Origin of the sequence: Bradyrhizobium sp. CCBAU 45321 (assembly GCF_028128975.1) — a bacterium.
In the GTDB taxonomy this organism is placed as follows: domain Bacteria; phylum Pseudomonadota; class Alphaproteobacteria; order Rhizobiales; family Xanthobacteraceae; genus Bradyrhizobium; species Bradyrhizobium yuanmingense.
Window position 1 is genome coordinate 419,956 of the sequence record NZ_LFKZ01000017.1, and the last position, 24,066, is coordinate 444,021.

Sequence of the window (24,066 nt, forward strand, 5' to 3'; positions counted from 1 at the left end):
ACCGCTTGTGAGGTGCAAATTTCGGTCCTCTCCTCGCCTGCGCGACGAGGGCCAGCGCTCTCACGCCCCGGCCGGGACCTGATCGAGAAATCCGGTCACGCTCCTGATCCGGCCGTCCTTCAGCACGGCGAAATCGGTGCCTTTGATCGGGCTGTCGGCGCCGTCAGGGCCAAGTCCCCACGAGAAGCGGATGTGATCGCTGTAGCCATTGGGCTCGCCGATCAGCTTGAATGTGAAATCGGGAAAGCGCTGCTGCACACCTGCGATCAGCGCCTCGATGCCGTCCTGGCCGTCGCCCTTCATCAGGGGGTCGACGTAGCTCGCATCCGTCGTCCAGCCTTCGCTCAGCAGCTCGCGGCGGCGGCCGGCGCTGCGCTCGTTCCAGAGCTCGATGTAGCGGCGGGCGATGGTGACGGGATCGGTCATGGTTCTCTCCTTCGATGGCGCCGTGCTGTCCGGCTGACCGTCACTATCGAAGGTTCACGCGCGTTGATCGATTACCTCGGAGGTCATCAACGCGCGTGAGGTGTTCGCAAAAATTACTTCGCCGCCGTCACCATGATCTCGACGGTGTATTGCGGGGCCGCCAGCTTGGCTTCGACGGTGGCGCGCGCAGGCGTATTGCCGGGCGAGACCCAGGCGTCCCACACAGCGTTCATCTCGCCGAAGGTCTTCATGTCGGTGATGTAGATCGTGGCCGAGAGCAGCTTCGACTTGTCGGTGCCGGCCTTGGCGAGGTGGCCGTCGATGGTCGCCAGGATGTCCTGGGTCTGCTTCGTCACGCTTTCGCCGGCCGCCTTGTTGGCGACGACACCGGCGAGATAGACGGTGTTGCCGTGCACGACGACCTGGCTCATGCGCGGGCCGGTTTCAAAACGCTGAATGCTCATCTGGGATCTCCTGACTGGAATGGCGGCCCTGTCTAGCCCAGCGATTTGCACTGTGCCAGCCCTGGCACGCATGCGTTGCCCGGCACGCATGCGTTGGCCAACATTGCGCCGCTCACGGAAACCGACTGAAGAACGTCCAGATCGTTTCTGCGCCGTCGATGTCGCCGTTTTGCGATCCGAGCAGGTTCCTGGCGACCTTCGGGAAGCGGGCATCCGGAGCGAAGCCTGGCATGCGGTGGCCACCATGATTGATGCGATAGAGCACGACGTCGTGCCCAGCCGGGCAGCGCGAGCTGATCCGCGTCACCGTGGACTGGTCCGCCAGCGCCGCATCGGGCATGTCGGTGATCCCGGCGTCGTCGGTCTCGCAGCCATTGAGCCTGCGCCAGAACGCCAGCGTCTCGTCCGTCGACCAGAATCCCTCTGCGGCAAAATAGCTCGATCCGCGCCCGCCCTCATAAGGGACCAGCGGATCGGCGGTCCCGTTCATGAGCAGCATCGGCAGCGGCCGCGACGGATGACAGGTGACGGCGGCTTCATCGTTGAGATTCATGATGACACTCGCAACCGCCGCAAACAGATCGGCGCGCGCGCAGGCCAAGGTCATCGCCATGGCACCGCCATTGGAGACGCCGGCGACGTAGACGCGCTTCGCATCGGCCGTGCCGTCGGCCACCAGCTTCTCGACCAGCCTTGCGATGAAGGCGACGTCATCGGTGCCCGCCGGTGGTCCGCGCAGGGCCGGCCCCGCCTTGGTGCGCGCGTCCGCCCATGCGTTGTTGAGTCCGTCCGGAAACACCACGGCGAGGCCCTCGCGCTTGGCAACCTGCGGCCAGGCCGTCCGTGTAACCATGTCGGCGCCGCGCTGGGTCTTGCCATGCAGCACGATTACGAGCGGTGCGGGCCGCTTGGCCGGCAGCTGCGCGGTGTAGGAGCGCTTCACCCCGTTGACGTCGACCGTATCGGCGGACGCGCGAAAACCGCAGCAGATTATTATCGTCAGGCAAAGAAGCGGAGACAGCCAGCTGGGGCGTGAAAAGGCCATGGTTGGCACCCGGTCGAGGCTCAATGCGGCGCGTCCTGGTTTGGAGTTTCAATAATGCCATCACGGACTTGCATGGCGGTCGCAGGTTTTCCGCTCAAATCTTAAGCTCCGTGTATATCGGGGATTGAGTTTGTCCCAACTAAGGGTTGAAATAGGTCATTGTTAGTTTGGGGGCACTGACTTGCTCCAGTTTCAAGATCATCTCGATCCCTGGGATATACTTCGCTTTTTTGAAGACAAGGTCGGAGCTGGTCTGTGGCGCTACGACGCCGAGGGCCGGATGCAGTGGTCTCGCGGCTTCTACCGCCTGCTTGGGCTCGATCCGTTCACGATTGCCCCCTCCTACGCGGAGATCGAGAAAAGGATTCATCCGGAGGATCGCCGGCCGAAGCGCGATCCACGCGAGTTCATGTTCGACCGGTCCTTGCTCAATGGTGAGATTAGGATCGTGCGGCCGAATGGTGCGCTGCGCTGGATTCGTATTCAGTCGGAGGTGTTGCTGGATCCTGCCAGCGCGAAAGAATCCGTGCTTGGCCTTGCTATCGACATCACCGAGCAACGAAGATTGCTGCAGCCGCTCAAGATGGACTCCGACCGCTACGCTGCGCTGATTGATATCACGGGTGGAGTGCTGTGGATTGGCACCCAGGACGGTCGGATTACGGCTCTTCTGAAGGCCGACGACAATGCGGAAGCGCAGCGATTGTTCGGCAACGGTTGGATCGATCTCCTGCCCGAAGAGGAGCGCGAGACGGCGTTGCGCAACTGGCTGGTGGCGGCTGAAACGGGGCGGCCCTACGATGTCGAGCACCGGCTGCGCCAGCCCGACGGCTCCTACCGCTGGTACCGCTGTAAGGCCGTACCGGTCCCGGAGGCGGACGGCGTCATTCGGGAGTGGCTCGGCATTTCCATGGATGTGCACCAGGCAAAACTATCGCTTCAGCCTGCGGGAGCTGCGAAACTTACGGGTGCGCAACTGCGGGCAGCCCGCGGCATGCTGAACTGGTCGGTCAAGCAACTGGCTTCGCGAACGGGACTCTCCGCCGCGGTGGTCAGGCGGCTGGAGGAGCAGAATGGCATGCTGCGAATGCCCGAGGGGACGATCAACCAGCTTCGCGATACACTTTCGGCCGCGGGCGTCGAGTTCATTTTTCCCGCGGTGGGCAAGCCGGGCGTGAGGCCACGATGATCGGAGAAAAAAATTCGAAGATGGCCTGCGTACTTCCTGCGCCTTGAAGATGAAACTAAGTTCGTCTTACCCGCAATTCTTGAATGGTGGTGCGCCACGATCTGGCGAACCGAGCCGAAATTGCGCTCCCCTGCCGCCGCACTGAGGCGCTTGCGGCCGTAAGCGCAAATTTTGCGTGTCCGTCGAATGTCGCCGGCAAATCTTTCTTAATGTCGCGATAAGCACCTTCTTCCACCCTCCCGATACACGTAATGATCGGGGTCGGGGCTGTTATTAGACCGGCGGTGGCATCGGCAAATTTGCAGCGGCAGAACGGGATGGATCAGCCTCGAAGGAGCGGCTCCATTCATTGCTGTGGCAAGCGCTGTCACGCTGATCTGCCTCATTCCCTGTGGACGGTGGAAGGGATCATCGCCTGCTGCCCGATCGGCACGTGTGGCCTTTCGACGCGTGTCAAAGAGATACTCGGATATTGAGGAGTATTGCCTATGTCCTTCTTTCAATTTCGTATTCGCGGCAGATTGATCGCTGGTTTTGCGGCGGTATGCGTGATCATTGCGGCTTCGGTCGGCTATACAGTATTTGCGGTGGGGGGAGTTGCCATGACCGTCGATCGGATGGCGAACCTGCGCGTGCCGGTCGCGCTCGCGAGCACCGAACTCGTCGGCAATCTCTATTCCACGCTGGCGACCCTGCGAGGCTATCTGCTCACCGGAAATCCGCAAGGCAAGCTCGACCGCGCCGCGATGTGGAAGGAGATGGATGCGACGGTTGCTGCTTTCGACGAGAAGGCCGGTCAGTTCACCAATCCAGAGAACAAGCAGAAATGGCAGGAGGCCAGAACGCTGCTCGGGGAGTTTCGCGCCGCACAGGACAAGGCCGAAGCGATCGCCTTCACCTCCGACGCGTATCCGGCGACCAAGCTCTTGACGACCGAAGCGGCCCCGCGTGCTGAAACGATCTTTTCCGAGATCACCAAGATGATCAATGAGGAGGAAGGTCTGGAGGCCACCGCGGAACGAAAGAAGCTGCTCAAGGCGATGGCCGATACGCGCGGCAATTTTGCTGCCGCAACGGCCCAGCTCCGCACGTATCTGCTCACGGGCGATCAGGCCGATAAGGAGAGATTTTTCAAGCCCTGGGAGGCTTTCGAGAAGGGTTATGGCGGAGTCCATTCGCGAAAGGACCTGCTTACGACCGGACAGCATGCCGCCTTCGACAAGATCGCCAAGGCCAAGACCGAGTTCGCGCCGCTGTTTGAGAAGATCTTCGCTCTTCGGGAGTCTCCCGCCTGGAATGCGCCGGTCTACCTGTTGGTGACCGAGGCAGCGCCTCGTGCGGCCAAGCTTCTCGACCTGCTTGACGGCGCAAGAGGTGGCGATGGTACGCGCTCGGGTGGAATCAAGTCCAACCAGAAGAAGATGCTGATCCAGGAAGCCATCGACGTTGCGTCGGGCATTTCGCTGTTGAAGCTGGTCTTGTGGGTCTTGCTTGTGCTCGGACTCGCGCTTGGCGCAATCATCGCGCTGCTCACCTCGCGTTCGATCGCAATCCCAATTCAAGGAATGACCTCCGCCATGGGCAAGCTCGCTGCCGGCGACATGTCCACGTCAGTCCCCGGCGTGGGTCGCGCCGACGAGATCGGCGAGATGGCCGATGCGGTCCAGGTGTTCAAGGAGAGCATGATCGAAACCGAGCGTCTGCGCGCCGAGCAGGCGCAGGCCGAAGCCCGTGCCGCCGCTCAGCGCAAGGCGGAAATGAACAAGTTTGCCGGTCAGTTCGAGGAGACGGTCGGAGACATCGTCAAGACGCTCTCGTCGTCCTCGACGGAGCTTGAAGCCGCCGCCAGGACCCTGACCAAAACGGCCGAGACGACGCAGGAGCTGTCCGGCATGGTCTCCGCCGCGTCCGAGGAGGCCTCGACCAACGTTCAGTCTGTTGCCTCCGCCACCGAGGAGATGAGCTCGTCGGTCAGTGAAATCAGTCGCCAGGTCCAGGATGCCGCCAGGATCGCCAGCGCAGCCGTTGAACAAGCGCACCGGACCAATGACCAGGTCAACAAGCTGTCGCAGGCCGCATCCCGTATCGGCGACGTGGTCGAGCTCATCAACACGATCGCGGGACAGACCAACCTGTTGGCCCTGAACGCGACGATCGAGGCGGCGCGCGCCGGCGAAGCGGGGCGCGGCTTTGCCGTGGTCGCCTCCGAGGTCAAGGCACTGGCCGAACAGACCGCAAAGGCAACCGGAGAGATTGGCCATCAGATCTCAGACATCCAGGCGGCCACCCAGGACTCGGTGATCGCCATCAAGGAGATCAGCGGCACAATCGCTCGAATCTCCGAGATATCGTCTGCGATCGCCTCCGCGGTGGAAGAGCAGGGAGCGGCCACGCAGGAGATAGCCCGGAACATCCAGCAGGCAGCCCAAGGCACCGACCAGGTGGCCGCCAACATTACCGAGGTGAAGCACGGCGCGACGGAAACCGGCTCGGCTTCCAATCAGGTGCTTGCCTCGGCGCAAATGCTGTCGAAGGACAGCGCGCGGTTGCACTCCGAGGTCGAGCAGTTCCTGACCACCGTGCGCGCGGCCTGACCCTGGGACAGGTCTCCGCCGTGACCACATGAGCGAACGCGATGACCGATCGAAACACGCAAGAGTCGCTAGCGGGCGCGCGCGACAACGTCATCCCGTTGCCGCTTCGCCAAACCAGCCTGGTCGCCAGCACCATGAGAGACTGCAACTTGCTGCGGCAAGGCATCGTGGCGATGCAGCAATGTCTCAGGGCGCTCCGCGACCTTGTCCGAAATCTCGATGACAGACCGGAGGAGGCCGAGCGACTTCGAGCCCACATGGCTGAGCTGAACGAGCTGTTGTATTTGCGGCTCGATCAGCTCTCACTGACTGAACGCCTGTTGCAGGAGATGCTTCGCCGCCGTTGAGGCCGGTGCGAGGCCGTGCACGGCCAACCTCGTCGGTCACCCCACCGTCTTGGCGGCGGCCCGGCCCGCATTGCGGCCCGAGAACAGGCAGCCGCCCAGGAAAGTCCCCTCCAGCGAGCGATAGCCATGCACGCCGCCGCCACCGAAGCCGGCGGCCTCGCCGACGGCGTAAAGGCCGGGAATGACGCGGCCCTCCTCCCCGAACACGCGGGAGTCGAGATCGGTCTCGAACCCGCCCAGCGTCTTGCGGGTGAGGATGTTGAGCTTCACCGCGATCAGCGGTCCATGCGCGGGATCGAGGATGCGGTGCGGGGAAGCGGTGCGGATCAACTTGTCGCCGATATAGCGGCGCGCATTGTGGATGTTCATGACCTGCGCATCCTTGACGTAGGGATTGGCGATCTCGCGGTCGCGCGCCTCGATCTGCATCCTGATGTGCTCGAGCTTGAGGAGATCGCTGCCGGCGAGCTTGTTCATGGCCGCAACGAGCTCATCGAGCTTGTCGCGGACAATGAAGTCGACACCATGGCTCTTGAACGCCTCCACCGGCGCCGGCGCGCCCTTGTTGGTGGCGCGGCGAAGCGTCATGCGCCAGCTCTTGCCAGTCAGGTCCGGGTTCTGCTCCGAGCCCGACAGCGCAAACTCTTTCTTGATGATGCTCTGGGTCAGGATGAACCAGGAATAATCGTAGCCGGTCGACATGATGTATTTGAGCTGGCCGAGCGTGTCGGAGCCCGGGAATAGCGGCGCCGGCAGCCGCGTGCCTGTGGCGTCGAACCACATCGAGGAAGGACCCGGCAGGATGCGGATGCCGTGGCGCGGCCAGATCGGGTTCCAGTTCTGGATGCCCTCGACGTAGTGCCACATGCGGTCGCGGTTGATCAGCCGCGCGCCGGTCTTTTCCGTGATGCCGATCATGCGCCCATCGACATGCTCGGGCACGCCGGAGATCATGAACTTCGGGGGCTCACCGAGCCGCTTCGGCCAGTTCTGCCGCACCAGTTCGTGGTTGCCGCCGATGCCGCCGGAGGCGACAATCACGGCCTGCGCCTTCAACGCGAAGTCGCCGACCACGTTGCGCGAGGAGCTCTTGCCGCGCTCTGCATCATCGGGCGCAAGAACGACGCCGCTGACGCCATCCACGGTGCCATTGCTGATAGAGAGCGCATCGACGCGATGACGGAATCGGAAGATCAATCGGCCGGTCTTCATCGCCTCGCGCGCGCGGCGCTCGAACGGCTCGACGATGCCCGGGCCGGTGCCCCAGGTGACGTGGAAGCGCGGCACCGAATTGCCGTGGCCCATCGCGTCATAGCCGCCGCGCTCGGCCCAGCCGACCACGGGAAAGAAGCGATGGCCCATCGCGCGCAGCCAGCCGCGCTTCTCGCCGGCCGCGAAGGCCACATAGGCTTCGGCCCATTGGCGCGGCCAGAAATCATCGTCGCGGTCGAAGCCGGCGGTGCCGAGCCAGTCCTGCATGGCAAGCGCGTAGGAGTCCTTGATGCCGAGCCGGCGCTGCTCGGGCGAATCGACCAGGAACAATCCGCCGAACGACCAGAACGCCTGGCCACCGAGCGACTGCTCGCCTTCCTGGTCGACAACTATCACGCGCTTGCCCGCATCAGCGATCTCGGTGGCGGCGACGAGGCCCGATAGTCCCGCGCCGACGACGATGACATCCGTTTCTTCAACCATGCGTTTCCCCCTCCAAGTTCTTCTCCTCCCCAAGGGTTCCCCCCTGTAGTTGCCCGGATTGAAGCCAGCGGTGGCAACTGAGATCAAGGGTATGGCGCGCAAGACCTCGTTAACTTGTTCCACTTTGGGATGGAGACCGGCCGGGTGCAGCGCGGACGCAACACTGGATTTGAATTTGTTTTGAGCCAGCAGACCTGCCTAGACAAAACCTCGGTTACGACCGACGCTAGCCGTGCATCACCACCTGACACACAGATTCGAATTCGACTGGGGCGGGGGAAAATGAAGTTTCTGACGGGGTTGCTTGCGGCGGTTCTCTTGATCGCAGGCATGGGGGCTTCTCACGCGGTGGTTCGGATCGCGGACGACCGCGGCGGCCGGATCGGAACCTACGTCGACAAGTACCAGGACCTCAGGCAATCGGGCGAGACGGTCATCATCGATGGCCTCTGTGCCTCGGCCTGCACCATCGTCCTCGGTGCTATCCCGCACGACCGGATTTGCGTGACCTCGCATGCGACGCTGGGCTTCCACGCCGCCTGGGATTTCGGCGCCAACGGCCGCGCCATCACCAATCCCGAAGCGACCCAGATGCTGTACGCGATGTATCCCTCGCAGATCAGGCGCTGGATCGGCCAGCGGGGCGGCCTCACCCCGCGGATGCTCTTCCTGAGGGGCAAGCAGCTCCAGGCCATGTACAAGCCGTGCTACCTTGACGCGCAGGCCTCGACGACCAGGCCGTCGCGCCGGTCGCTCCCGCAAGCGGACCCGCTCGAATCCGCCCGGGGCCAGCTCCTCCACTGACATCCACAGGCTGGCGGCGTCCTTTGGCGCCGCCGCGGCGTCTTGCCTGCTGGCGGCGCCTTGCCCGCAGCCGGCGCAAAGCCTATCTGAAAGCCAGGGAACCGGGGCCTTCGTCCCGATCGTTGTCATGGCTCAACCGCTGCACCCGGCACATCGGCTATCGGACAATTCGCCCACTGCCGGGCGGATGCCATCCGTGCTGCTGTGGGCGGGCGCTGCAATCGGCGGACTCGCCGTGATCGGCGCGCTGGCGCTCTGGTTCCACTATGGCAGCCAGGTGTTCTTCGAAATGATCAGGACCGGCTTTGCCGCCTGCTTCTGACCTGCGACAGGAAGTTTTCCGCCCATGAGCTCCGCCACCCGTCCGCTGGTGATCGCGACCGCCTTCGCCGCAAGCCTCGTCGTCGGGCTCCTGATCATGTTCTGGGCCATGGGCGGGGTCGGCAAGGTGGCACAGCCGGCCGCGATCGGCGGCCCGTTCCAGCTGACCGACCAGAACGGCAAGGCCGTCACCGACAAGAGCCTGAAGGGCAAGCCGACCCTGATCTTCTTCGGCTACACCCATTGCCCCGACGTCTGCCCGACCTCGCTGTTCGAGATCTCGGAAGTGCTGCGCGCGCTGGGCAAGGACGCCGACAAGGTCAATGCCATCTTCATCTCGGTCGATCCCGAGCGCGACACGCCGGCGGCGATGAAGGATTACCTGTCGAGCTTCGATCCGCACCTCCAGGGCCTGTCCGGCGACCCCGCCGAGACCGCCAAGGTGATCTCCTCCTACCGGGTCTATGCCAAGAAGGTCCCGACCAAGGACGGCGACTACACGATGGACCACACCGCACTGATCTACCTGATGGACCGCGAGGGCAGGTTCGTCTCGCCGTTCAATTTGAAGCGGACGCCGGAAGAGGCAGCGGTTGATTTGAAGCGCTATCTCTGAGCTTCACGCTGGCTACAATCGGCGCTCGCGTTCCCGGCGGGATGGTCTATAAGGCCCTCCGATCCCGACGAAATTCATTCCTTCGGCCGATGGCTCCATCGCAACAGGCGAAATCGCTCAAATCTGTCCGTGGCTTGCTGGCAGGGCTGGTTGCCGGCCTTTGCCTGCTCGGCGGCCTCACCGAGGCGAACGCGCAAGCCCCCGCCAAGCGGCCGCCGACGGCACCTCAGACCACCCCTCAGGCGGCGCCCCAGGCCGCCCCGCAGGCGGTGCCCGGGTTTTGGGACCCGCGCCGGCGCCCCGAACGGCCTGACCTGTCGCGCCTCACCGTGATCCGCTTCCTGACCGAGACCGATTATCCGCCGTTCAACTACACCGGTGCGGACGGCAACCCGGCCGGCTTCAACGTCGATTTCGCCCGCGCCCTGTGCGAGGAGATCAAGGTCACGTGCACGGTGCAGATGCGGCGTTTCGAGACGCTGGTCGATGCGCTCACCTCCAACCGGGGCGATGCCATCATCGCCTCCATGGCGGTGAGCCCGCAGCTGCGCGCCCGCGTCGACTTCACCGATCCCTATTATCGCGTGCCGGCGCGCTTCGTCTCGCGCAAGGATGCGGTGATGCCGGAGATCCGCCCCGAATATCTCGAGGGCAAGAAGGTCGGCGCCATCGCCGGCTCGGCGCACGAGGCGTATCTCAAGGCGATGTTCACCGACGCCGAGCTGCACGCCTACCCCAATGACGATGCGATGCGCGCAGCTCTGCGCAGGGGCGAGGTCGACTTCATCTTCGGCGACGCCATCTCGCTGGCGTTCTGGATCAACGGCACGGATTCGGCCGATTGCTGCGCCTTCTCCGGCGGTCCGTTCGTCGAGAGCCGCTTCTTCGGCGAGGGCATCGGCATCGCCGTGCGCAAGGGCAACGACGTGCTGCGCCAGGCCCTGAACTGGGCGATGTTCCGGATCTGGGAAAAAGGCCGCTACACTGATCTCTGGCTACGGTATTTCTCGGTCAGTCCGTTCTGACCTTTCGCCTCTCCGCCTGCAGCGGGAGTGCGGACGATCGCAGAGATCATCACGCGCGCGTCATACCCATTCACCACGCCTGAAATTCCCGGTCCCGCCCGCCGGCGAATTCCGCTATTGAAGGACGCGGTAATCGTTCCGTCCTCTCCGCGAGCATTCCGCGTTCGTCGATCCGTCTCGCCGGTGCGCAGGTTCAATGCAGCTTTACCTCCCGATCGCCGATCTTCCGGTCAACGTCTTCCTGGTGCTCGCCATGGGCGCTGCGGTCGGCTTCGTCTCCGGCATGTTCGGAATCGGCGGCGGCTTCCTGATGACGCCGCTTTTGATCTTCATCGGCATCACGCCGGCGGTCGCGGTGGCCTCCGTGGCGAGCCACATCGCGGCCTCCTCCTTTTCCGGCGCCCTCTCCTATTGGCGGCGGCGCGCGATCGATCCGGCGCTGGCGAGTGTGTTGTTATGCGGCGGCGTGACCGGCACGACGCTCGGCGTCTGGACCTTCACCCAGCTGCGCGCGCTCGGCCAGCTCGACCTGATGATCGCGCTCTCCTACGTCGTGCTGCTCACCACGGTCGGCAGCCTGATGTTCTCGGAAGGATTGCGCGCCTTGATGCGGACCCGGCGCGGGGCGCTGCCGCCGCGCCGCACCCACAACTGGATCCACGGCCTGCCGCTGAAGATGCGGTTCAAGCGCTCGAAGATCTATCTCTCGGTCATCCCCGTGGTGATCGTCGGCATCGTGATCGGTTTCATCGGCGCCATCATGGGTATAGGCGGCGGCTTCATCCTGGTGCCGATCATGATCTATCTCTTGAGGGTGCCGACCTCGACAGTGATCGGGACCTCGATGGTTCTCACCGTCGTCACCATGCTGTTCGCGACCATGCTGCACGCGGCGACCAATCACCTGGTCGATGCCGTGCTGGCGCTGATCCTGATGGTCGGCGGCGTCACCGGCGCGCAGTTCGGCGCCCGTGCCGGCCAGAAGATCCGCGGCGAGCAGCTGCGGCTGCTGCTGGGCTTGCTCATCCTCTCGGTCGGAATCCGCTTCGCGATCGAGCTGGTGATCCAGCCCTCCGATCTCTTCACCATCCGCGAGCTCGGAGCGAGCCGATGAGGCGCATGCTTCTCGCCATCGTCCTCGTCCTGCTGCTCGGCGGCGCTGCGCGGGCCGAGCGGCTGATCGTGTCGGTCTCGAATCACCGCGTCACGGTGACGCCGAACTATTCCGGCGAGGAGCTGGTGCTGTTCGGCTCGGTCGAGAAGGATACGACGACGCCCGCGGACCGCACGGCCTACGATCTCGTCGTCACCGTGATGGGCCCGCGCGCCGACATGGTGACGCGGCGGAAGGAGCGCACCTTCGGCATCTGGATCAACACCGACTACCGCCAGTTCCTGCAGGTGCCGAGCTATCTCGCGCTGTTCGCCAACCGCCCGCTCGACGCCATCACCTCGCCCGAGATCGCGCGGCGACAGCAGATCGGGCTCAACAACGTGCTGCTGACGCAGCGGGTCAGCGGCGACTTTGCCGACGTGGTGCCGAACGATGCGTTCCGCTCGGCCTTCATTCGCCTGCGCACCCAGCGCGGGCTCTATCGCGAAGACGGAAGCGCGGTCACGTTCTTGACGCCGACGCTGTTCCGCACCGGCATTCCGCTGCCCGCGGAGGTGCCGATCGGCACCTATGAGATCGAGATCAAGCTGTTTGCCAACGGCGCGTTCATCGGCAAGACCGAGACCGCCTTCGAGATCGTCAAGGTCGGCTTCGAGCAGTTCGTCGCCACCACCGCCCGCCAGAACGGCCTGATTTACGGCCTCGCCACCGTGGCGATGGCGCTGATGACGGGGTGGATGGCCTCGATCGTGTTCAGGAAGGACTAGCCCCGTCATTGCGAGCGCAGCGAAGCAATCCAGACTGCCTCCGCTGCGGCAGTCTGGATTGCTTCGTCGCAAGAGCTCCTCGCAATGACGGTAGTGAACAGCGGGGCCTCCACCTACACCACCGCCTTCGCCGGCCGCGTCACCAGATAGATGCCGAGCGCGACCGGAATGATGCCGAGCAGGTCGCGCGCCTCGATGTGCTCGCCGAGGACGAGGAATGCGAACAGCATGCCGAGCGGCGGCATCAGGAAATGATAGGCGCTGGCGGCGGTGGCGCCACACGTCTTCAAGAGACGAAACCAGAGCCAAGAAGCGATGATCGAGCCGCCGAGCACGAGAAAGGCGAAGGCGCCGATCAGGCTCGGCGTATAGTCGATCGCGTCGACATCGGCGAAGGTGAGCGCGACCGGTGTCAGCACGATGCCGGCCGCGAGGTTCTGCACGCCATTGCCGATCCACAGGGATCCCTTCGGCGCCAGCAGCTTGAACAGGATGGTGCCGGCCACGATCGAAGCGAGCGAGGCCAGCGTGAAGACGACGCCGTGCAGCGAATCGGTGCCGACCGACAGGCGGTGCCAGACGATTGCGGTCACGCCGATGATGCCGAGCAAGAGGCCGCTCGCCTTGCGCCAGGTCATGCCTTCGCCGAGCAGCAGCGTGGCAAGGCCCGCGGTGAACACCGGATTGGCTGACACGATCAGGCCGCCGAGGCCGGCGGAGACCGATTGCAGGCCGGTGTAGCCGAGGCCGAGATAGAGCGCGTTGTTGGCGATGCCGAGCACCGCGAAGATCGCGGCATCGCGCCATGACAACGACCAGGCTTCGCCGCGGATCAACGTGGCGCCCAGGATCAAGATACCCGCGAGCGAGAAGCGCGCGGCGAGCAGGATCAGCGGCGGGCAATGGGTGACGCCGATCTTGCCAGCGATGAAGGCGTAGCTCCAGAGCAGGCAGAACAGGCCGATCGCGAGCGGCAATGTGTTGAAGCGGCTGCGGGGGGCGGGAAGCGAGGTCGCGAGCGACATGAGGGGCATTCTCGGATGTTTTCTTCTGCCCTCGATCTAGGGAGGCTGCTTGTCATTTGGAAATTAAATGATTAACTCATGCCCAGTGGATTTCTTAATGGAGGCGGCCATGCTCGATCTCGAGCTGCTGCGCAGCTTCGTCTCGGTGGTCGAGGCCGGCGGCTTCACCCGCGCCGGCGAGCGCGTCCACCGCACGCAATCGACCGTGAGCCAGCAGATCAAGCGGCTGGAGGAGGATGTCGGTCAGGTGCTGCTGCACCGCGACGGCAAGGACGTGCGCCCGACCGAGGCCGGCGAGCGGCTGCTGTCCTATGCGCGGCGATTGCTCTCGCTGGCCGAGGAGGCGCGTGACGTGCTGCGCCAGCCTGACAGCGAAGGCGCGATCCGGCTCGGCATCCCCGAGGACTTTGCCGCTTACCGGCTGGCAAAACTGCTGGGCGCGTTCTCGCGCTCGCATCCGGGATTGCGGCTGGACGTGCGCGCCGACCAGAGCAAGCATCTCGCCCGCGATCTCCAACGCGGCGAGCTCGACCTTGCGCTCTACAAGCGCGAGGCTGGCGCGAAGGACGCGATCGCGGTGTGGCCGGAGCGGGTGCACTGGGTCACCAGCAAGAGCCACCCGGTCGACGTCAACGTGCCGTCGGTGCCGCTGATCGGCTTTCCGCTCGGCTGCATCTACCGCGCCGGCGCCATCCACGCGCTGGAAACGGCCGGCCGCGCTTGGCACACCGCCTACACCTCATCGAGCCTCGCCGGCATTCAGGCCGCGGTCGCCGCCGGCATGGGCCTCAGCATCCTGTCGGAGATGGCGATCCAGACCGACCACCGCGTGCTGACGGCGAAGGACGGCTTTGCGCCGATCAACAAGACCGAGGTCGCACTGATGGCTTCGCCGGATGCGAGCCCGGCGACGCTGCGGCTTGCGGACCGTCTCGCGGAGTTTTGCGATGCGGTGCAGAGCAAGGCGGCTTGAGCTCGCCAAAGCTCCTACGGCTCTCAATTCGCTGCGGATATCAGCTTGTCGCCGCACGCGCTTGCGTAGAACTTGCCGCCGCATTGGCGCTTGATCGCAGCGCAGCGGGCTGCGGGCGACGCCTTCTGCGGCACTGTGAAGCCGCAGCTGAGGCCATCGGCGCTGCGACCGGTCGTGCCGGCGGCAAACGCCGCACTGGTGGCGCTGATGCAGACGACGAGCAGGGCCGCAGTGGCGATTTCGATCAGCAGTCTCACGGTCCGCTTCTCCACACTGATGGCTGAATCTTTCGTAATCTAGCACCGAATCTGGGTTTCTCCGTGCTCCTCCGGGTTCCCAATTCGGCCCATTCCTTGCATAAATTTGCGCCAGCGCAGTGCACGGCCACGCGGGCGACAGTTCCGGTGCAAGGGCAAGACGCGTACAGTTAAGAGTTGTTTCGACCTAGGAAGTAACGGCTTTGCAGGATTCATCGTTCCAGCCCAGTTTTCCGGCCCCCGGGCAGCCCATCGACGAACTCGCGCTGGCCGAGATCAAGGGCGCAATCCTGGCAAAGCTGCGCCTTGCCATCGGCAAGGACGCTGGCATGGCGACCAGGCACGATTGGTACCAGGCCGCGGCGCTCGCGCTGCGCGACCGCATCGTGCATCGCTGGCTCACGGCCGAGAAGCACAGCTACGACGCCGGCCGCAAGCGGGTTTACTATCTCTCGCTCGAATTCCTGATCGGCCGGCTCTTCACCGACGCGCTCAACAACATGGGCCTGCTCAAGATCTTCGAGGTCGCGCTCGGCGATCTCGGCGTCTCGCTGCCGGAGCTGCGCAAATGCGAGCCGGATGCGGCGCTCGGCAATGGCGGCCTCGGCCGGCTCGCCGCCTGCTTCATGGAGAGCATGGCGACGCTGTCGATCCCCGCGATCGGCTACGGCATCCGCTACGATTACGGCCTGTTCCGCCAGATCATCAATCAGGGCTGGCAGCAGGAATATCCCGACGAATGGCTGAGCTTCGGCAACCCCTGGGAGTTGCAGCGGCCCGAGGTGATCTACGACGTCAATTTCGGCGGCGGCGTCGAGCATGTCGACGACAAGGGCCGCGACCGCTCGATCTGGCATCCTGCTGAAACCGTGCAGGCGATCGCCTATGACACGCCGATCGTCGGCTGGCGCGGCCAGCACGTCAACGCGCTGCGGCTGTGGTCGGCGCGCTCGCCCGATCCGCTCAAGCTCGACGCCTTCAACAAAGGCGATTACGTCAGCGCCAGCGCCGAGCAGGCGCGCGCGGAGGCGATCTGCAAGTTCCTCTATCCGAACGACGAGAGCCCGGCGGGCCGCGAGCTGCGGCTGCGCCAGGAATATTTCTTCGTCTCCGCCTCGCTCCAGGACCTGGTGAAGCGGCATCTCGCCTCCGACGGCCAGCTGCGCAACCTCGCCGGCAAGGTCGCCGTGCAGCTCAACGACACCCATCCGAGCCTTGCCGTCACCGAGCTGATGCGCATCCTCGTCGACCTCCACAATTTCCGCTGGGACGAGGCCTGGAAGATCACGGTCGCCACCCTCTCCTACACCAACCACACGCTGCTGCCGGAGGCGCTGGAGACCTGGCCGGTCGAGCTGTTCGAGCGGCTGCTGCCGCGGCATCTGGAGATCATCTACCGCATCAACGTGCAGCATCTGGCGCTCGCCGAGGCGCGCTGCCCCGGCGACATCGACTTCCGCGCCTCGGTCTCGCTGATCGACGAGAAGAGCGGCCGCCGCGTGCGCATGGGCCAGCTCGCCTTCGTCGGCTCGCATCGCATCAACGGGGTCTCGGCGATGCATTCGGACCTGATGCGCGAGACCGTGTTCCACGACCTCAACCATCTCTATCCCGGACGGATCACCAACAAGACCAACGGCATCACCTTCCGACGCTGGCTGATGCTGGCGAACCCGAAGCTGACCGATTTGTTGCGCGAGAGCTGCGGCGATGCCGTGCTCGACGATCCGACCCAGCTCTCGCTGATCGAGGCGCGCGCCAGCGACGTCGAGTTCCAGAAGAAGTTCCGCAGCGTCAAGCACCACAACAAGGCCCAGCTCGCCCGCCTGATCGGCGAACGGCTCGGCATCAGGGTCGACCCGGGCGCATTGTTCGACGTGCAGATCAAGCGCATCCACGAATACAAGCGCCAGCTGCTCAACGTCATCGAAACGGTCGCGCTGTACCAGGCGATCAAGGACGAGCCCAACGGCAATTGGGTGCCGCGGGTGAAGATCTTCGCCGGCAAGGCGGCGGCGAGCTATCGCTACGCCAAGCTGATCATCAAGCTGATCAACGACGTCGCCGAAATCGTCAACAACGATCCCGCGATCGGCGGCAAGCTCAAGGTCGTGTTCCTGCCCGACTACAATGTCAGCCTCGCCGAGGTGATCATTCCCGCGGCCGATCTGTCCGAGCAGATCTCGACCGCGGGCATGGAAGCCTCCGGCACCGGCAACATGAAGCTGGCGCTGAACGGGGCCATCACCATCGGCACGCTCGACGGCGCCAATATCGAGATCCGCGACCATGTCGGCACCGAGAACATCGCGATCTTCGGCATGGAAGCCGGCGACGTGATGATCCGGCGCAAGCAGGGACTGGATGCTTCCGACGTGATCCGCCGGTCGCCGAAGCTGCAGCGTGCCATCAACGCGATCGGCGCCGGCGAGTTCTCGCCCGGCGACCCCGGCCGTTTCGAATCCATCGCGCACGCGCTGCGTTATCTCGACCATTACATGGTCAGCGCCGATTTCGATTCCTACTACGAGGCGCAGCGCGCGGTCGATGCGCGCTGGCAGGTGGCGCCGGCCTGGACCCGCGCCTCGATCCTCAATGTCGCGCGCATGGCCTGGTTCTCCTCGGACCGCACCATCCGCGAATATGCCGAGGAGATCTGGAACGTGCCGGTCAATCCGACCACGCCGCTGCTGCCGAACCTGCGCGACGCCGCAGGCTGATTTTTCCGCGGCGTGGAAGCGGCGTTACCTGCGAGGTTATTGCATCCTTCGCGAGGGATGATGATATGATCGTCATCATCCCCTAAGCGGCGTTGTGACACGACGCCGCAACCTCAACCGCCGTCATTGCGAGCGCAGCGAAGCAATCCAGAATCTTCCGCGGAGACAGTCTGGATTGCTTCGCTACGCTCGCAATGACGGCTGTGGAGGCATCGAGGACCAACATGCACGCCAAGCTCCCGCACCCCTTCGACGAGGCCACGCGCGTCACCGCCGGTGACTCTAGCTGGCAGGGACACACCAGCGACGATTACTGGGCCTTTGTCGGCCCGTTCGGCGGCGCCACCGCCGCGACCATTTTGCGGGCGCTGATCGAGCATCCGCAAGCCGCCGGCGATCCGCTCGCGCTCACCGTCAATTATTGTGCGCCGATCGCCAAGGGTCCGTTCGATCTCGACGTGCGCCTCGTCAAGGCCAACCGCTCCAGCCAGCACTGGAGCGTCGAGCTCAGCCAGGGCGGCGGCGAGGTCGCAACGCTCGCCACGGCGGTGTTCGCCGAACGCCGTCCGTCCTGGGAGCACAGGGTGGCGCAATATCCGGACGCCAAGCCGTTCGAGGAGACGCTGCCGTTCCCAAAAATCTCGGCATCCTGGGCCAACCAGTACGAATTCCGCTTCGTCGAGGGCGAGATGCGGATCGGCCCGCCGCAGGCCGAGCCCGCCAGCACCTACTCGAAGATCTGGATCAGCGACCGCACGCCGCGCAAGCTCGACATGCTGTCGCTGATGTCGATGTCGGACGCCTTCTTCGGCCGCATCTTCCACGCAAGGCGCGAGCTGGTGCCGTTCGGCACGGTGTCGCTGACGACCTATTTCCACACCGACGCCGAGGAGCTCGCGGCTGAAGACATCACGCGCGTGCTGACGACGGCGGATTCGAAGATCATGCACAAGAGCTACGCCGACCAGAACGCCGAGCTGTGGTCGCCGAACGGCCGGCTGCTCGCGACCACGACGCAGATCGCGTATTTCAAGGCGTAGCCGCTTCCACAAACTCGTCATTGCGAGCGCAGCGAAGCAATCCAGACTGTCTCCGCGGAGGGAATTCCTGGATTGCTTCGCTGCGCTCGCAATGACGGTGCAGAGATATGGCGCCAAAAAAAGGGCGGCCTCTCGGCCGCCCTTTTGCGTCAAGATAGAGCGTTTACTCCGCCGCGAGCTTCACGTCCGGAGCTGCTGCGCGCACTTCTGCATCCACCTGGGCTTCGAACTTGGCAAAATTCTTCTGGAACATGCCGACCAGCGCGCGGGCGGTCTTGTCGAACTCGTCCTTGTCCTTCCAGGTGTTGACCGGGTTGAGGATCTCGGCCGGCACGCCCGGCAGCGCGGTCGGGACCGCGAAGCCGAAATATTTGTCGGTGCGGAATTCGACGTTGCGCAGCGAGCCGTCGAGCGCCGCGGTGAGCAGCGCGCGCGTCACCTTGATCGGCATGCGGCTGCCGACGCCATACTTGCCGCCGGTCCAGCCCGTGTTGACCAGCCAGCAATCGACATTGTGCTGGGCAATGAGGTCGCGGAGCATGTTGCCGTAGACGGATGGATCGAGGGGAAGGAAGGGCGAGCCGAAGCAGGTCGAGAATTCCGGCTGCGGCTCGTTGCCGAGACCGCGCTCGGTGCCGGCGACCTTGGCGGTGTAGCCGGACAGGAAGTGATACATCGCCTGCGCCGGGGAGAGCTTGGCGATCGGCGGCAGCACGCCGAAGGCGTCGGCGGCCAGCATCACCACGTTCTTCGGCTGCGGCGCGCGGCCGGTGCGCGAAGCGTTCGGGATGAAGTCGAGCGGATAGGCCGAACGCGTGTTCTCGGTCTTGGAGCCGTCGTCGAAATCGACGACGCGGGTGTCCTCATCGAGCACGCAGTTCTCGAGCACCGCGCCGAAGCGAGTCGAGGCGGCATAGATCTCAGGTTCGGCTTCCTGCGACAGCTTGATGCACTTGGCGTAGCAGCCGCCTTCGAAATTGAAGACGCCGTTCGGGCCCCAGCCGTGCTCGTCGTCGCCGATCAGGGTGCGGTTGGGATCGGCCGATAGCGTCGTCTTGCCGGTGCCCGACAGGCCGAAGAAGATCGCGGTGTCGCCCTTGGCGCCGACATTCGCCGAGCAGTGCATCGGCATCACGCCGCGCTCGGGCAGATAATAATTCAGCGTCGTGAAGACCGACTTCTTCATCTCGCCGGCATAATAAGACCCGCCGATCAGGACGATCTTGCGGGCGAAATCGATCGCGACCACGTTCTCCGAGCGGCAGCCATGGCGTTTAGGATCGGCGCGGAAACTCGGCATGTCGATGATGGTGAGCTCCGGCACGAAGGTCGGCAGCTCGATCGCCTCGGGGCGGATCAGCAGCGTGCGGATGAACAGCGAGTGCCAGGCGAGCTCGGTGAAGACGCGCGTCTTGATCCGGTAGGCCGGGTCGGCGCCGCCATAGAGGTCCTGCGCGAACAGGCGCTTGCCTTCGGCGTGCTTGAGGAAGTCCTGGTAGAGCGTCTCGAATTGCTCTGCGGTGATCGACTGGTTGCCGGCCCACCACATCTTCTTGTCGGTGGTGGCGTCGCGCACCGTGAACTTGTCCTTCGGACTGCGCCCGGTGAACTCGCCGGTGTCGGCGCAGAGTGCGCCATCGGCGGAGAGCACTGCCTCACCCGCTGCGAGCGAGTATTGATAGAGTTGCGGCGCACCCAGGTTCCAGTGAACCTGCTTGAGATTCTTTAAGCCGAATTTGTCGGCGCCGAAGGCACCGTTGCGCACGCCCGTCTCTTGCACGAAGAAATCCTCCTAGAACCCGCGACATCAAGCGCGGCCAAGTTTGGCGCCGTCGCGATCACCGTGAATATGGGCCGTTCGGCCTCGGCTGAACGACCTAATACTGATGAACGCTGGCGTTGCCAAGCTGATCCCGCAGGATTTGGTTTATTCAAGGACCGCGCCAAACGTCGCGCATGTCAGCTCTGAAAGGCCGCATCGAGAAAGTGCGGATGATCGCGCAACCAAATGCACATCTGCGCGTTATGTCTGGTTATTGCGGCGCACAATCACTGCGTCAACACCCCTATCTTACCTCGCCCTCGCCGATCAACGCGAACGGTCCCCACATCGCGGGATAGGCGTTGCGCGGCGACGAGGCGTCGTCGAGATAGGCTAACATCGCGCGGCGCAAGGCTTCGGCGCGGCCGAGCTTTGGCTCGTTCTTCAGCAGCTCGAACGTCGACGTGGTCAAGCGGGTCGCAGCCTCCGAATCCACGGCCCAATGGGACACCAGGAGCGCGCGAGCACCTGCGTAGAAGAACGAGCGCGCCAATCCCGACAACGCCTCCGCACCGGGCTTGTCGCCCGCGATGGTGTTGCAGGCGGACAGCACAACCCAATCGGCATTGAGCTTGAGCTGGGCCACTTCGCTCGCGGTGAGAAGTCCATCGTCGAGCTCCGTCGGCTGGTCGGGGATGGAGAGCGCCAGCGAGGGCTCCCCCAATCCCTTGACGTCGCCGGCGACAAGGCCGTGGGTGGCAAAGTAGATGATGCCGTATTGGGCAAGCGCTGCACGCTTGAGCGTCGTTTCGCTGGCGTCGCGGCCGAGATGGATGTCAGCCTCGGCAGCGCCGACGTCCCTCGCCACCGCGTTCAATTCGTCGGCGGTATCGGGCAGCTGCGGCAGCGCCTGGGCCAGCCGCGCACGATCCACGCCCGCGCCGCGCCAGAAGTCGGCATAGGCCATCGTCGCGATGCTGCGTGCCGCGACCTTGCCGTTCGCGGCGCGCCGGTCGGCGGGCCCTTCGGCTGCAGGGTTGAACACGGGATCGCCGAAACCGGTCATCGGCTTGACGCTTTGATCCCTGCGGGCGAAAGCGCGCAGCGATTTCAGGCTGATCACCGACGGCAGCACCGAGACGGCCTGTCGCCGCAGCAGCCAGGCAGCGCTGCGATAGCCCTCGAGCCGGTCCGGGATTGCAGCCTGCGGCCTCTCCGTGACCAGCAGATGAAACGGCAATGCGGTCAATGCCGCCGACGGCACGACCAGCAGGTTGCGCTTGTCCCTGGTCAGCGCCTCAACCGGGCCGAGCAGTGCGACATAGAGCTCGTTGGCAAGACCGAGGTCGAACAATCCCGATTTGCCGGATGCATCGCGCGCCTTGCCAACATCGAGCCCCCTGCGGAAAGCCGTGACCTTCTGTGCGACCGCGTCCGCTCCGAGCGGAATCTCCTTCCAGTCGACGCTCTCGCGCGTGATCGCGACGACATAGCTCCGCCTGTCGACGACGGAATAGACCACCATCGCCTCGTCGGACGCCAGCAGCGGCTGGATGTCCTTGATGGTCAGCGGCAGCGGGTTGGACAGCGAGGAATAGTCGGGAAACTCGACGGCGAGCGTCTTCTGCAATCCGTTGCGCTCGCCCGCGATCGCCGCGATCCGCACGCGGCTGCGCTGCTCGGCCGCGACGTCGCGCTGCGCCGATGGCTTCGACACTGCAGCGATGATCGCCTTGTCGAGCGCTTCGGACTCGGCCGCGAGATCCTGATCCTTGCGCACGAGCTCGGCGAGCCGGTCGCTGCCGGCGGCGAGCCGCACCGCGAGCTTGTTCACGGCAGAAGCGGCAGAGGATTGCGTGCCGCGCTGGATCGCAGCGAGCGCATCGTCGAGCGCCTTCTCGCTCGCCAGCAGCGATTGCTGCCGTGCCGCGAACAGGATCGGCAGCACGACGCGCAGCTGCGCACGATTGGCCGCGAGCGTCTTCTGCGCCAACGGCAAGGCGTCCGCCGTCCGTCCCGTCGCCTGCAGAAAATCGGCGAGATTGCTCGTCGAGGTCGCGACATCAGGGTGATCAGGCCCGAGCGCACGCTCGCGGATCGCCAGCGCGCGGCGATACAGCGGCTCGGCATCGGCATAGCGTTGCTGGTGCTGATACAGCCCGGCGAGGTTGTTGAGCGAGCGCGGGACGTCGGGGTGTTCAGGCCCCAGCACCTTTTCACGGATCGCGAGCGAGCGCTTGATCGGCGCTTCGGCATCGGCGTCGCGATTAAGGTCGCGCTCGACCTGTCCGATGTTGTTCAGGACCGTGGCGACCGCGGGATGCTCGGGACCGGCAGCCTTCTGATAGATCGCGAGCGCACGGCGGAACAGTGGCTCGGCATCGGCCGGACGCTGCTGCTTGGCGTAGAGCGTGGCGATATTGTTGAGGGATTGACCGACGTCGGGATGCTCGCGCGGCAGCGCCTTCTCGCGCACGGCAAGTGCACGCTTGAACAGCGGCTCGGCCTCTGCGAAGCGACCCTGCCGCTGATAGAGCGCGGCAAGGTTGGTCAACTCGGCCGCAACCAGGGCGTTGTCGGAGCCGAGCGATTTTTCCATGAGTGCGATCGCACGCTTGTAGAGCGGCTCAGCCAGATCGTCCCGTCCCTGACCGGCATGGACCTGGCCGAGATTGTTCAACGCGCCCGAGAGATCGCGGCCGTTGTCCTTCTCCAGGCTGGCGACCATCGCCTGCGCCAACGGCAGCGCTTCCGAATATTTTCCGGCACCGATGAGCGCGTTGAGCCGCGCGCTCTCCGCGGCGAGACCTTTCTGCGCAAGGGCTGGCGTGGCGAGCAAGGTGGTGATGGCGATCGCGAGAGCCGCCGTCCATGCCAAACGTTGACGCGTCATGACCCCTCTCGCTGCGAGCCCGAAAACCATCACGGTCATGGGTCGCGGCGATCGGTAGCCGCGTTCAAGCGGTTGCGCCCTGGTCCACCTTCGTTCGCGCTTCGCCAGCGAGACGGACCAGCATCTTGCGAAGCGCCGTGCCATCCGTCACCCGCTCCGGGAAGTCCAGTCGCAGCGTGGCCTGGCCGACCTGCATGTCGAGGCCTTCAGGATCACAGCCGGTACAGCGCCAGTCGCCCTCGGCGGCGCCGAGCAGCTTCGTGGCATAAAGATTGAGGGCGTCGCGATGGTCGGCGTTCATGTGCTCGACGGCGCTTGCCTCCGCCGCCAGCAGGTCCTCGGCGCCGGTGAGGTCCGTCAGGAATTGCTCCGGCTTGAGGTCGACGATCCGGCCGAAGCCGGCGACCAGATGGGTTCCCGTGGGCCGGATCCGGAAGAAGGAGAAATCCTTAAAGGAAACAAAGCCTTCTGCCGAAGGATGGGCACTCAGATACCGTCGCTGGAGCATATCCTTGTCGGAATTGGCCTCCCCGGCCCGGCCGGAGAGCATGATTCGGGCGCCTTCCAGGGGATCGCCGGCCGCGCGCTCGTCCAGCATCAGCGAGACCCTGGAATCCGCGAGGACGTTCTTGGTGTGCACGGCAAGGCGCGAGATCAGCAGGATCGGCGAGCCGTCGGGATGGCTGGCGAGATTGACCAGGGAACAATAGGGATCGCCGCTACCGGCCATCAGCGTCGCCAGAGCCCCCTGCCGGGACCGCCTCAGCAGCGATTTGGCGAGCTTTGCGGGGTCGAGATCGGGGGTCGGTTGCATCGGCTTTCTCGGCTCAGGTGGTTGCAAGGAGGGCCTTTTTTCAGGTAAACGGGGGCCCGGTTATGGGTCGAGATGCGGCGAATCTGCCGTGTTTCGTGGAACTTGGTCACACTTCAGCCCAGCTTGCATTGCTCGGTGACACGGTTCGAACGCCACTTCGGCACCCATGTATGCG

Annotated in this window: 21 protein-coding genes; 12 read left to right on the forward strand and 9 right to left on the reverse strand. The window is 64.4% G+C overall.

Annotation, left to right across the window (positions count from 1 at the left end; all coding sequences use genetic code 11):
• Positions 1 to 60: 60 nt before the first annotated feature.
• The 3 genes from ACM43_RS07990 to ACM43_RS08000 form a co-directional block, all read right to left on the reverse strand.
• Positions 61 to 426 (reverse strand): nuclear transport factor 2 family protein, encoded by a 366-nt coding sequence (locus tag ACM43_RS07990; RefSeq protein ID WP_271539515.1) that lies wholly within the window; start codon positions 424 to 426, stop codon positions 61 to 63.
• A gap of 113 nt (positions 427 to 539) precedes the next feature.
• Positions 540 to 890 carry a RidA family protein gene (locus tag ACM43_RS07995; RefSeq protein WP_027575148.1) on the reverse strand — a complete coding sequence of 117 codons (351 nt, stop codon included), beginning with the start codon at positions 888 to 890 and terminating at the stop codon, positions 540 to 542.
• 112 nt (positions 891 to 1,002) lie between these two features.
• Complete coding sequence (locus ACM43_RS08000) at positions 1,003 to 1,935, reverse strand: alpha/beta hydrolase family esterase (protein ID WP_271539517.1); 933 nt, start codon at positions 1,933 to 1,935, stop codon at positions 1,003 to 1,005.
• A 181-nt stretch (positions 1,936 to 2,116) separates the two neighbouring features.
• On the opposite strand from ACM43_RS08000, the gene ACM43_RS08005 reads away from it, so the two are divergent.
• The 3 genes from ACM43_RS08005 to ACM43_RS08015 all read left to right on the forward strand — a co-directional run bounded on the left by ACM43_RS08005 (position 2,117) and on the right by ACM43_RS08015 (position 6,065).
• Complete coding sequence (locus ACM43_RS08005; protein WP_271539519.1) at positions 2,117 to 3,124, forward strand: PAS domain-containing protein; 1,008 nt, start codon at positions 2,117 to 2,119, stop codon at positions 3,122 to 3,124.
• Between the two features lie 488 nt (positions 3,125 to 3,612).
• Positions 3,613 to 5,718 carry a HAMP domain-containing methyl-accepting chemotaxis protein gene (locus ACM43_RS08010; protein ID WP_271539521.1) on the forward strand — a complete coding sequence of 702 codons (2,106 nt, stop codon included), beginning with the start codon at positions 3,613 to 3,615 and terminating at the stop codon, positions 5,716 to 5,718.
• Positions 5,719 to 5,759: 41 nt separating this feature from the next.
• On the forward strand, positions 5,760 to 6,065 hold the full coding sequence (locus ACM43_RS08015; protein WP_271539523.1) for a hypothetical protein: 306 nt from the start codon (positions 5,760 to 5,762) through the stop codon (positions 6,063 to 6,065).
• A gap of 36 nt (positions 6,066 to 6,101) precedes the next feature.
• Here ACM43_RS08015 and ACM43_RS08020 read toward each other — a convergent pair whose 3' ends face one another.
• Complete coding sequence (locus ACM43_RS08020; protein ID WP_271539525.1) at positions 6,102 to 7,760, reverse strand: FAD-binding dehydrogenase; 1,659 nt, start codon at positions 7,758 to 7,760, stop codon at positions 6,102 to 6,104.
• 282 nt (positions 7,761 to 8,042) lie between these two features.
• Between ACM43_RS08020 and ACM43_RS08025 the strand changes: the two genes are divergently transcribed.
• The 6 genes from ACM43_RS08025 (at position 8,043) to ACM43_RS08050 (ending at position 12,407) form a co-directional block, all read left to right on the forward strand.
• Positions 8,043 to 8,564 carry a hypothetical protein gene (locus ACM43_RS08025; protein WP_198399710.1) on the forward strand — a complete coding sequence of 174 codons (522 nt, stop codon included), beginning with the start codon at positions 8,043 to 8,045 and terminating at the stop codon, positions 8,562 to 8,564.
• A gap of 127 nt (positions 8,565 to 8,691) precedes the next feature.
• Positions 8,692 to 8,886 carry a hypothetical protein gene (locus tag ACM43_RS08030; protein ID WP_036014155.1) on the forward strand — a complete coding sequence of 65 codons (195 nt, stop codon included), beginning with the start codon at positions 8,692 to 8,694 and terminating at the stop codon, positions 8,884 to 8,886.
• Positions 8,887 to 8,910: 24 nt separating this feature from the next.
• On the forward strand, positions 8,911 to 9,501 hold the full coding sequence (locus tag ACM43_RS08035; RefSeq protein ID WP_271539528.1) for an SCO family protein: 591 nt from the start codon (positions 8,911 to 8,913) through the stop codon (positions 9,499 to 9,501).
• A gap of 89 nt (positions 9,502 to 9,590) precedes the next feature.
• Entirely contained in the window at positions 9,591 to 10,526 is a 936-nt protein-coding gene (locus ACM43_RS08040; RefSeq protein WP_157283391.1) for a transporter substrate-binding domain-containing protein, read from the forward strand.
• 196 nt (positions 10,527 to 10,722) lie between these two features.
• Positions 10,723 to 11,640, forward strand: a complete 918-nt coding sequence (locus ACM43_RS08045) for a sulfite exporter TauE/SafE family protein (RefSeq protein WP_057027507.1) — start codon at positions 10,723 to 10,725, stop codon at positions 11,638 to 11,640.
• Positions 11,637 to 12,407 (forward strand): TIGR02186 family protein, encoded by a 771-nt coding sequence (locus ACM43_RS08050; RefSeq protein WP_036014162.1) that lies wholly within the window; start codon positions 11,637 to 11,639, stop codon positions 12,405 to 12,407. Before ACM43_RS08045 ends, ACM43_RS08050 begins: the two co-directional genes overlap by 4 nt.
• Before the next feature lie 113 nt (positions 12,408 to 12,520).
• Here the strand turns inward: ACM43_RS08050 and ACM43_RS08055 are convergent, their stop codons facing one another.
• Complete coding sequence (locus tag ACM43_RS08055; protein ID WP_157283392.1) at positions 12,521 to 13,432, reverse strand: DMT family transporter; 912 nt, start codon at positions 13,430 to 13,432, stop codon at positions 12,521 to 12,523.
• Positions 13,433 to 13,541: 109 nt separating this feature from the next.
• Between ACM43_RS08055 and ACM43_RS08060 the strand changes: the two genes are divergently transcribed.
• Positions 13,542 to 14,405 (forward strand): LysR family transcriptional regulator, encoded by an 864-nt coding sequence (locus ACM43_RS08060; RefSeq protein WP_036041864.1) that lies wholly within the window; start codon positions 13,542 to 13,544, stop codon positions 14,403 to 14,405.
• Positions 14,406 to 14,428: 23 nt separating this feature from the next.
• On the opposite strand, the gene ACM43_RS08065 is transcribed toward ACM43_RS08060, so the two are convergent.
• A complete protein-coding gene (locus tag ACM43_RS08065; protein ID WP_036014169.1) occupies positions 14,429 to 14,662 on the reverse strand; it encodes a hypothetical protein in 234 nt (77 codons plus the stop codon).
• A gap of 203 nt (positions 14,663 to 14,865) precedes the next feature.
• On the opposite strand from ACM43_RS08065, the gene ACM43_RS08070 reads away from it, so the two are divergent.
• Together ACM43_RS08070 and ACM43_RS08075 are read left to right on the forward strand one after the other, a co-directional pair.
• Positions 14,866 to 17,382: a glycogen/starch/alpha-glucan phosphorylase gene (locus ACM43_RS08070; protein WP_271539533.1), complete on the forward strand. Its 2,517-nt coding sequence runs from the start codon at positions 14,866 to 14,868 to the stop codon at positions 17,380 to 17,382.
• 224 nt (positions 17,383 to 17,606) lie between these two features.
• Complete coding sequence (locus ACM43_RS08075; protein ID WP_157283396.1) at positions 17,607 to 18,422, forward strand: acyl-CoA thioesterase; 816 nt, start codon at positions 17,607 to 17,609, stop codon at positions 18,420 to 18,422.
• Between the two features lie 163 nt (positions 18,423 to 18,585).
• On the opposite strand, the gene ACM43_RS08080 is transcribed toward ACM43_RS08075, so the two are convergent.
• The 3 genes from ACM43_RS08080 to ACM43_RS08090 form a co-directional block, all read right to left on the reverse strand.
• Positions 18,586 to 20,202, reverse strand: a complete 1,617-nt coding sequence (locus ACM43_RS08080; RefSeq protein ID WP_109145474.1) for a phosphoenolpyruvate carboxykinase — start codon at positions 20,200 to 20,202, stop codon at positions 18,586 to 18,588.
• Positions 20,203 to 20,488: 286 nt separating this feature from the next.
• On the reverse strand, positions 20,489 to 23,077 hold the full coding sequence (locus tag ACM43_RS08085; protein ID WP_271539537.1) for a CHAT domain-containing tetratricopeptide repeat protein: 2,589 nt from the start codon (positions 23,075 to 23,077) through the stop codon (positions 20,489 to 20,491).
• Positions 23,078 to 23,141: 64 nt separating this feature from the next.
• The gene (locus ACM43_RS08090; RefSeq protein ID WP_271539539.1) at positions 23,142 to 23,891 is read right to left on the reverse strand and encodes a HugZ family pyridoxamine 5'-phosphate oxidase; all 750 of its coding nucleotides are present in this window, start codon (positions 23,889 to 23,891) and stop codon (positions 23,142 to 23,144) included.
• Between the last annotated feature and the right edge of the window lie 175 nt (positions 23,892 to 24,066).

Coding starts and splice junctions, on each gene's coding strand:
- ACM43_RS07990 (WP_271539515.1), bottom strand. CDS start 426: ATGACCGATCCCGTCACCATCGCCCGCCGCTACATCGAGCTCTGGAAC.
- ACM43_RS07995 (WP_027575148.1), bottom strand. CDS start 890: ATGAGCATTCAGCGTTTTGAAACCGGCCCGCGCATGAGCCAGGTCGTC.
- ACM43_RS08000 (WP_271539517.1), bottom strand. CDS start 1,935: ATGGCCTTTTCACGCCCCAGCTGGCTGTCTCCGCTTCTTTGCCTGACG.
- ACM43_RS08010 (WP_271539521.1), top strand. CDS start 3,613: ATGTCCTTCTTTCAATTTCGTATTCGCGGCAGATTGATCGCTGGTTTT.
- ACM43_RS08015 (WP_271539523.1), top strand. CDS start 5,760: ATGACCGATCGAAACACGCAAGAGTCGCTAGCGGGCGCGCGCGACAAC.
- ACM43_RS08020 (WP_271539525.1), bottom strand. CDS start 7,760: ATGGTTGAAGAAACGGATGTCATCGTCGTCGGCGCGGGACTATCGGGC.
- ACM43_RS08025 (WP_198399710.1), top strand. CDS start 8,043: ATGAAGTTTCTGACGGGGTTGCTTGCGGCGGTTCTCTTGATCGCAGGC.
- ACM43_RS08030 (WP_036014155.1), top strand. CDS start 8,692: ATGGCTCAACCGCTGCACCCGGCACATCGGCTATCGGACAATTCGCCC.
- ACM43_RS08035 (WP_271539528.1), top strand. CDS start 8,911: ATGAGCTCCGCCACCCGTCCGCTGGTGATCGCGACCGCCTTCGCCGCA.
- ACM43_RS08040 (WP_157283391.1), top strand. CDS start 9,591: ATGGCTCCATCGCAACAGGCGAAATCGCTCAAATCTGTCCGTGGCTTG.
- ACM43_RS08045 (WP_057027507.1), top strand. CDS start 10,723: ATGCAGCTTTACCTCCCGATCGCCGATCTTCCGGTCAACGTCTTCCTG.
- ACM43_RS08050 (WP_036014162.1), top strand. CDS start 11,637: ATGAGGCGCATGCTTCTCGCCATCGTCCTCGTCCTGCTGCTCGGCGGC.
- ACM43_RS08055 (WP_157283392.1), bottom strand. CDS start 13,432: ATGTCGCTCGCGACCTCGCTTCCCGCCCCCCGCAGCCGCTTCAACACA.
- ACM43_RS08060 (WP_036041864.1), top strand. CDS start 13,542: ATGCTCGATCTCGAGCTGCTGCGCAGCTTCGTCTCGGTGGTCGAGGCC.
- ACM43_RS08075 (WP_157283396.1), top strand. CDS start 17,607: ATGCACGCCAAGCTCCCGCACCCCTTCGACGAGGCCACGCGCGTCACC.
- ACM43_RS08085 (WP_271539537.1), bottom strand. CDS start 23,077: ATGACGCGTCAACGTTTGGCATGGACGGCGGCTCTCGCGATCGCCATC.
- ACM43_RS08090 (WP_271539539.1), bottom strand. CDS start 23,891: ATGCAACCGACCCCCGATCTCGACCCCGCAAAGCTCGCCAAATCGCTG.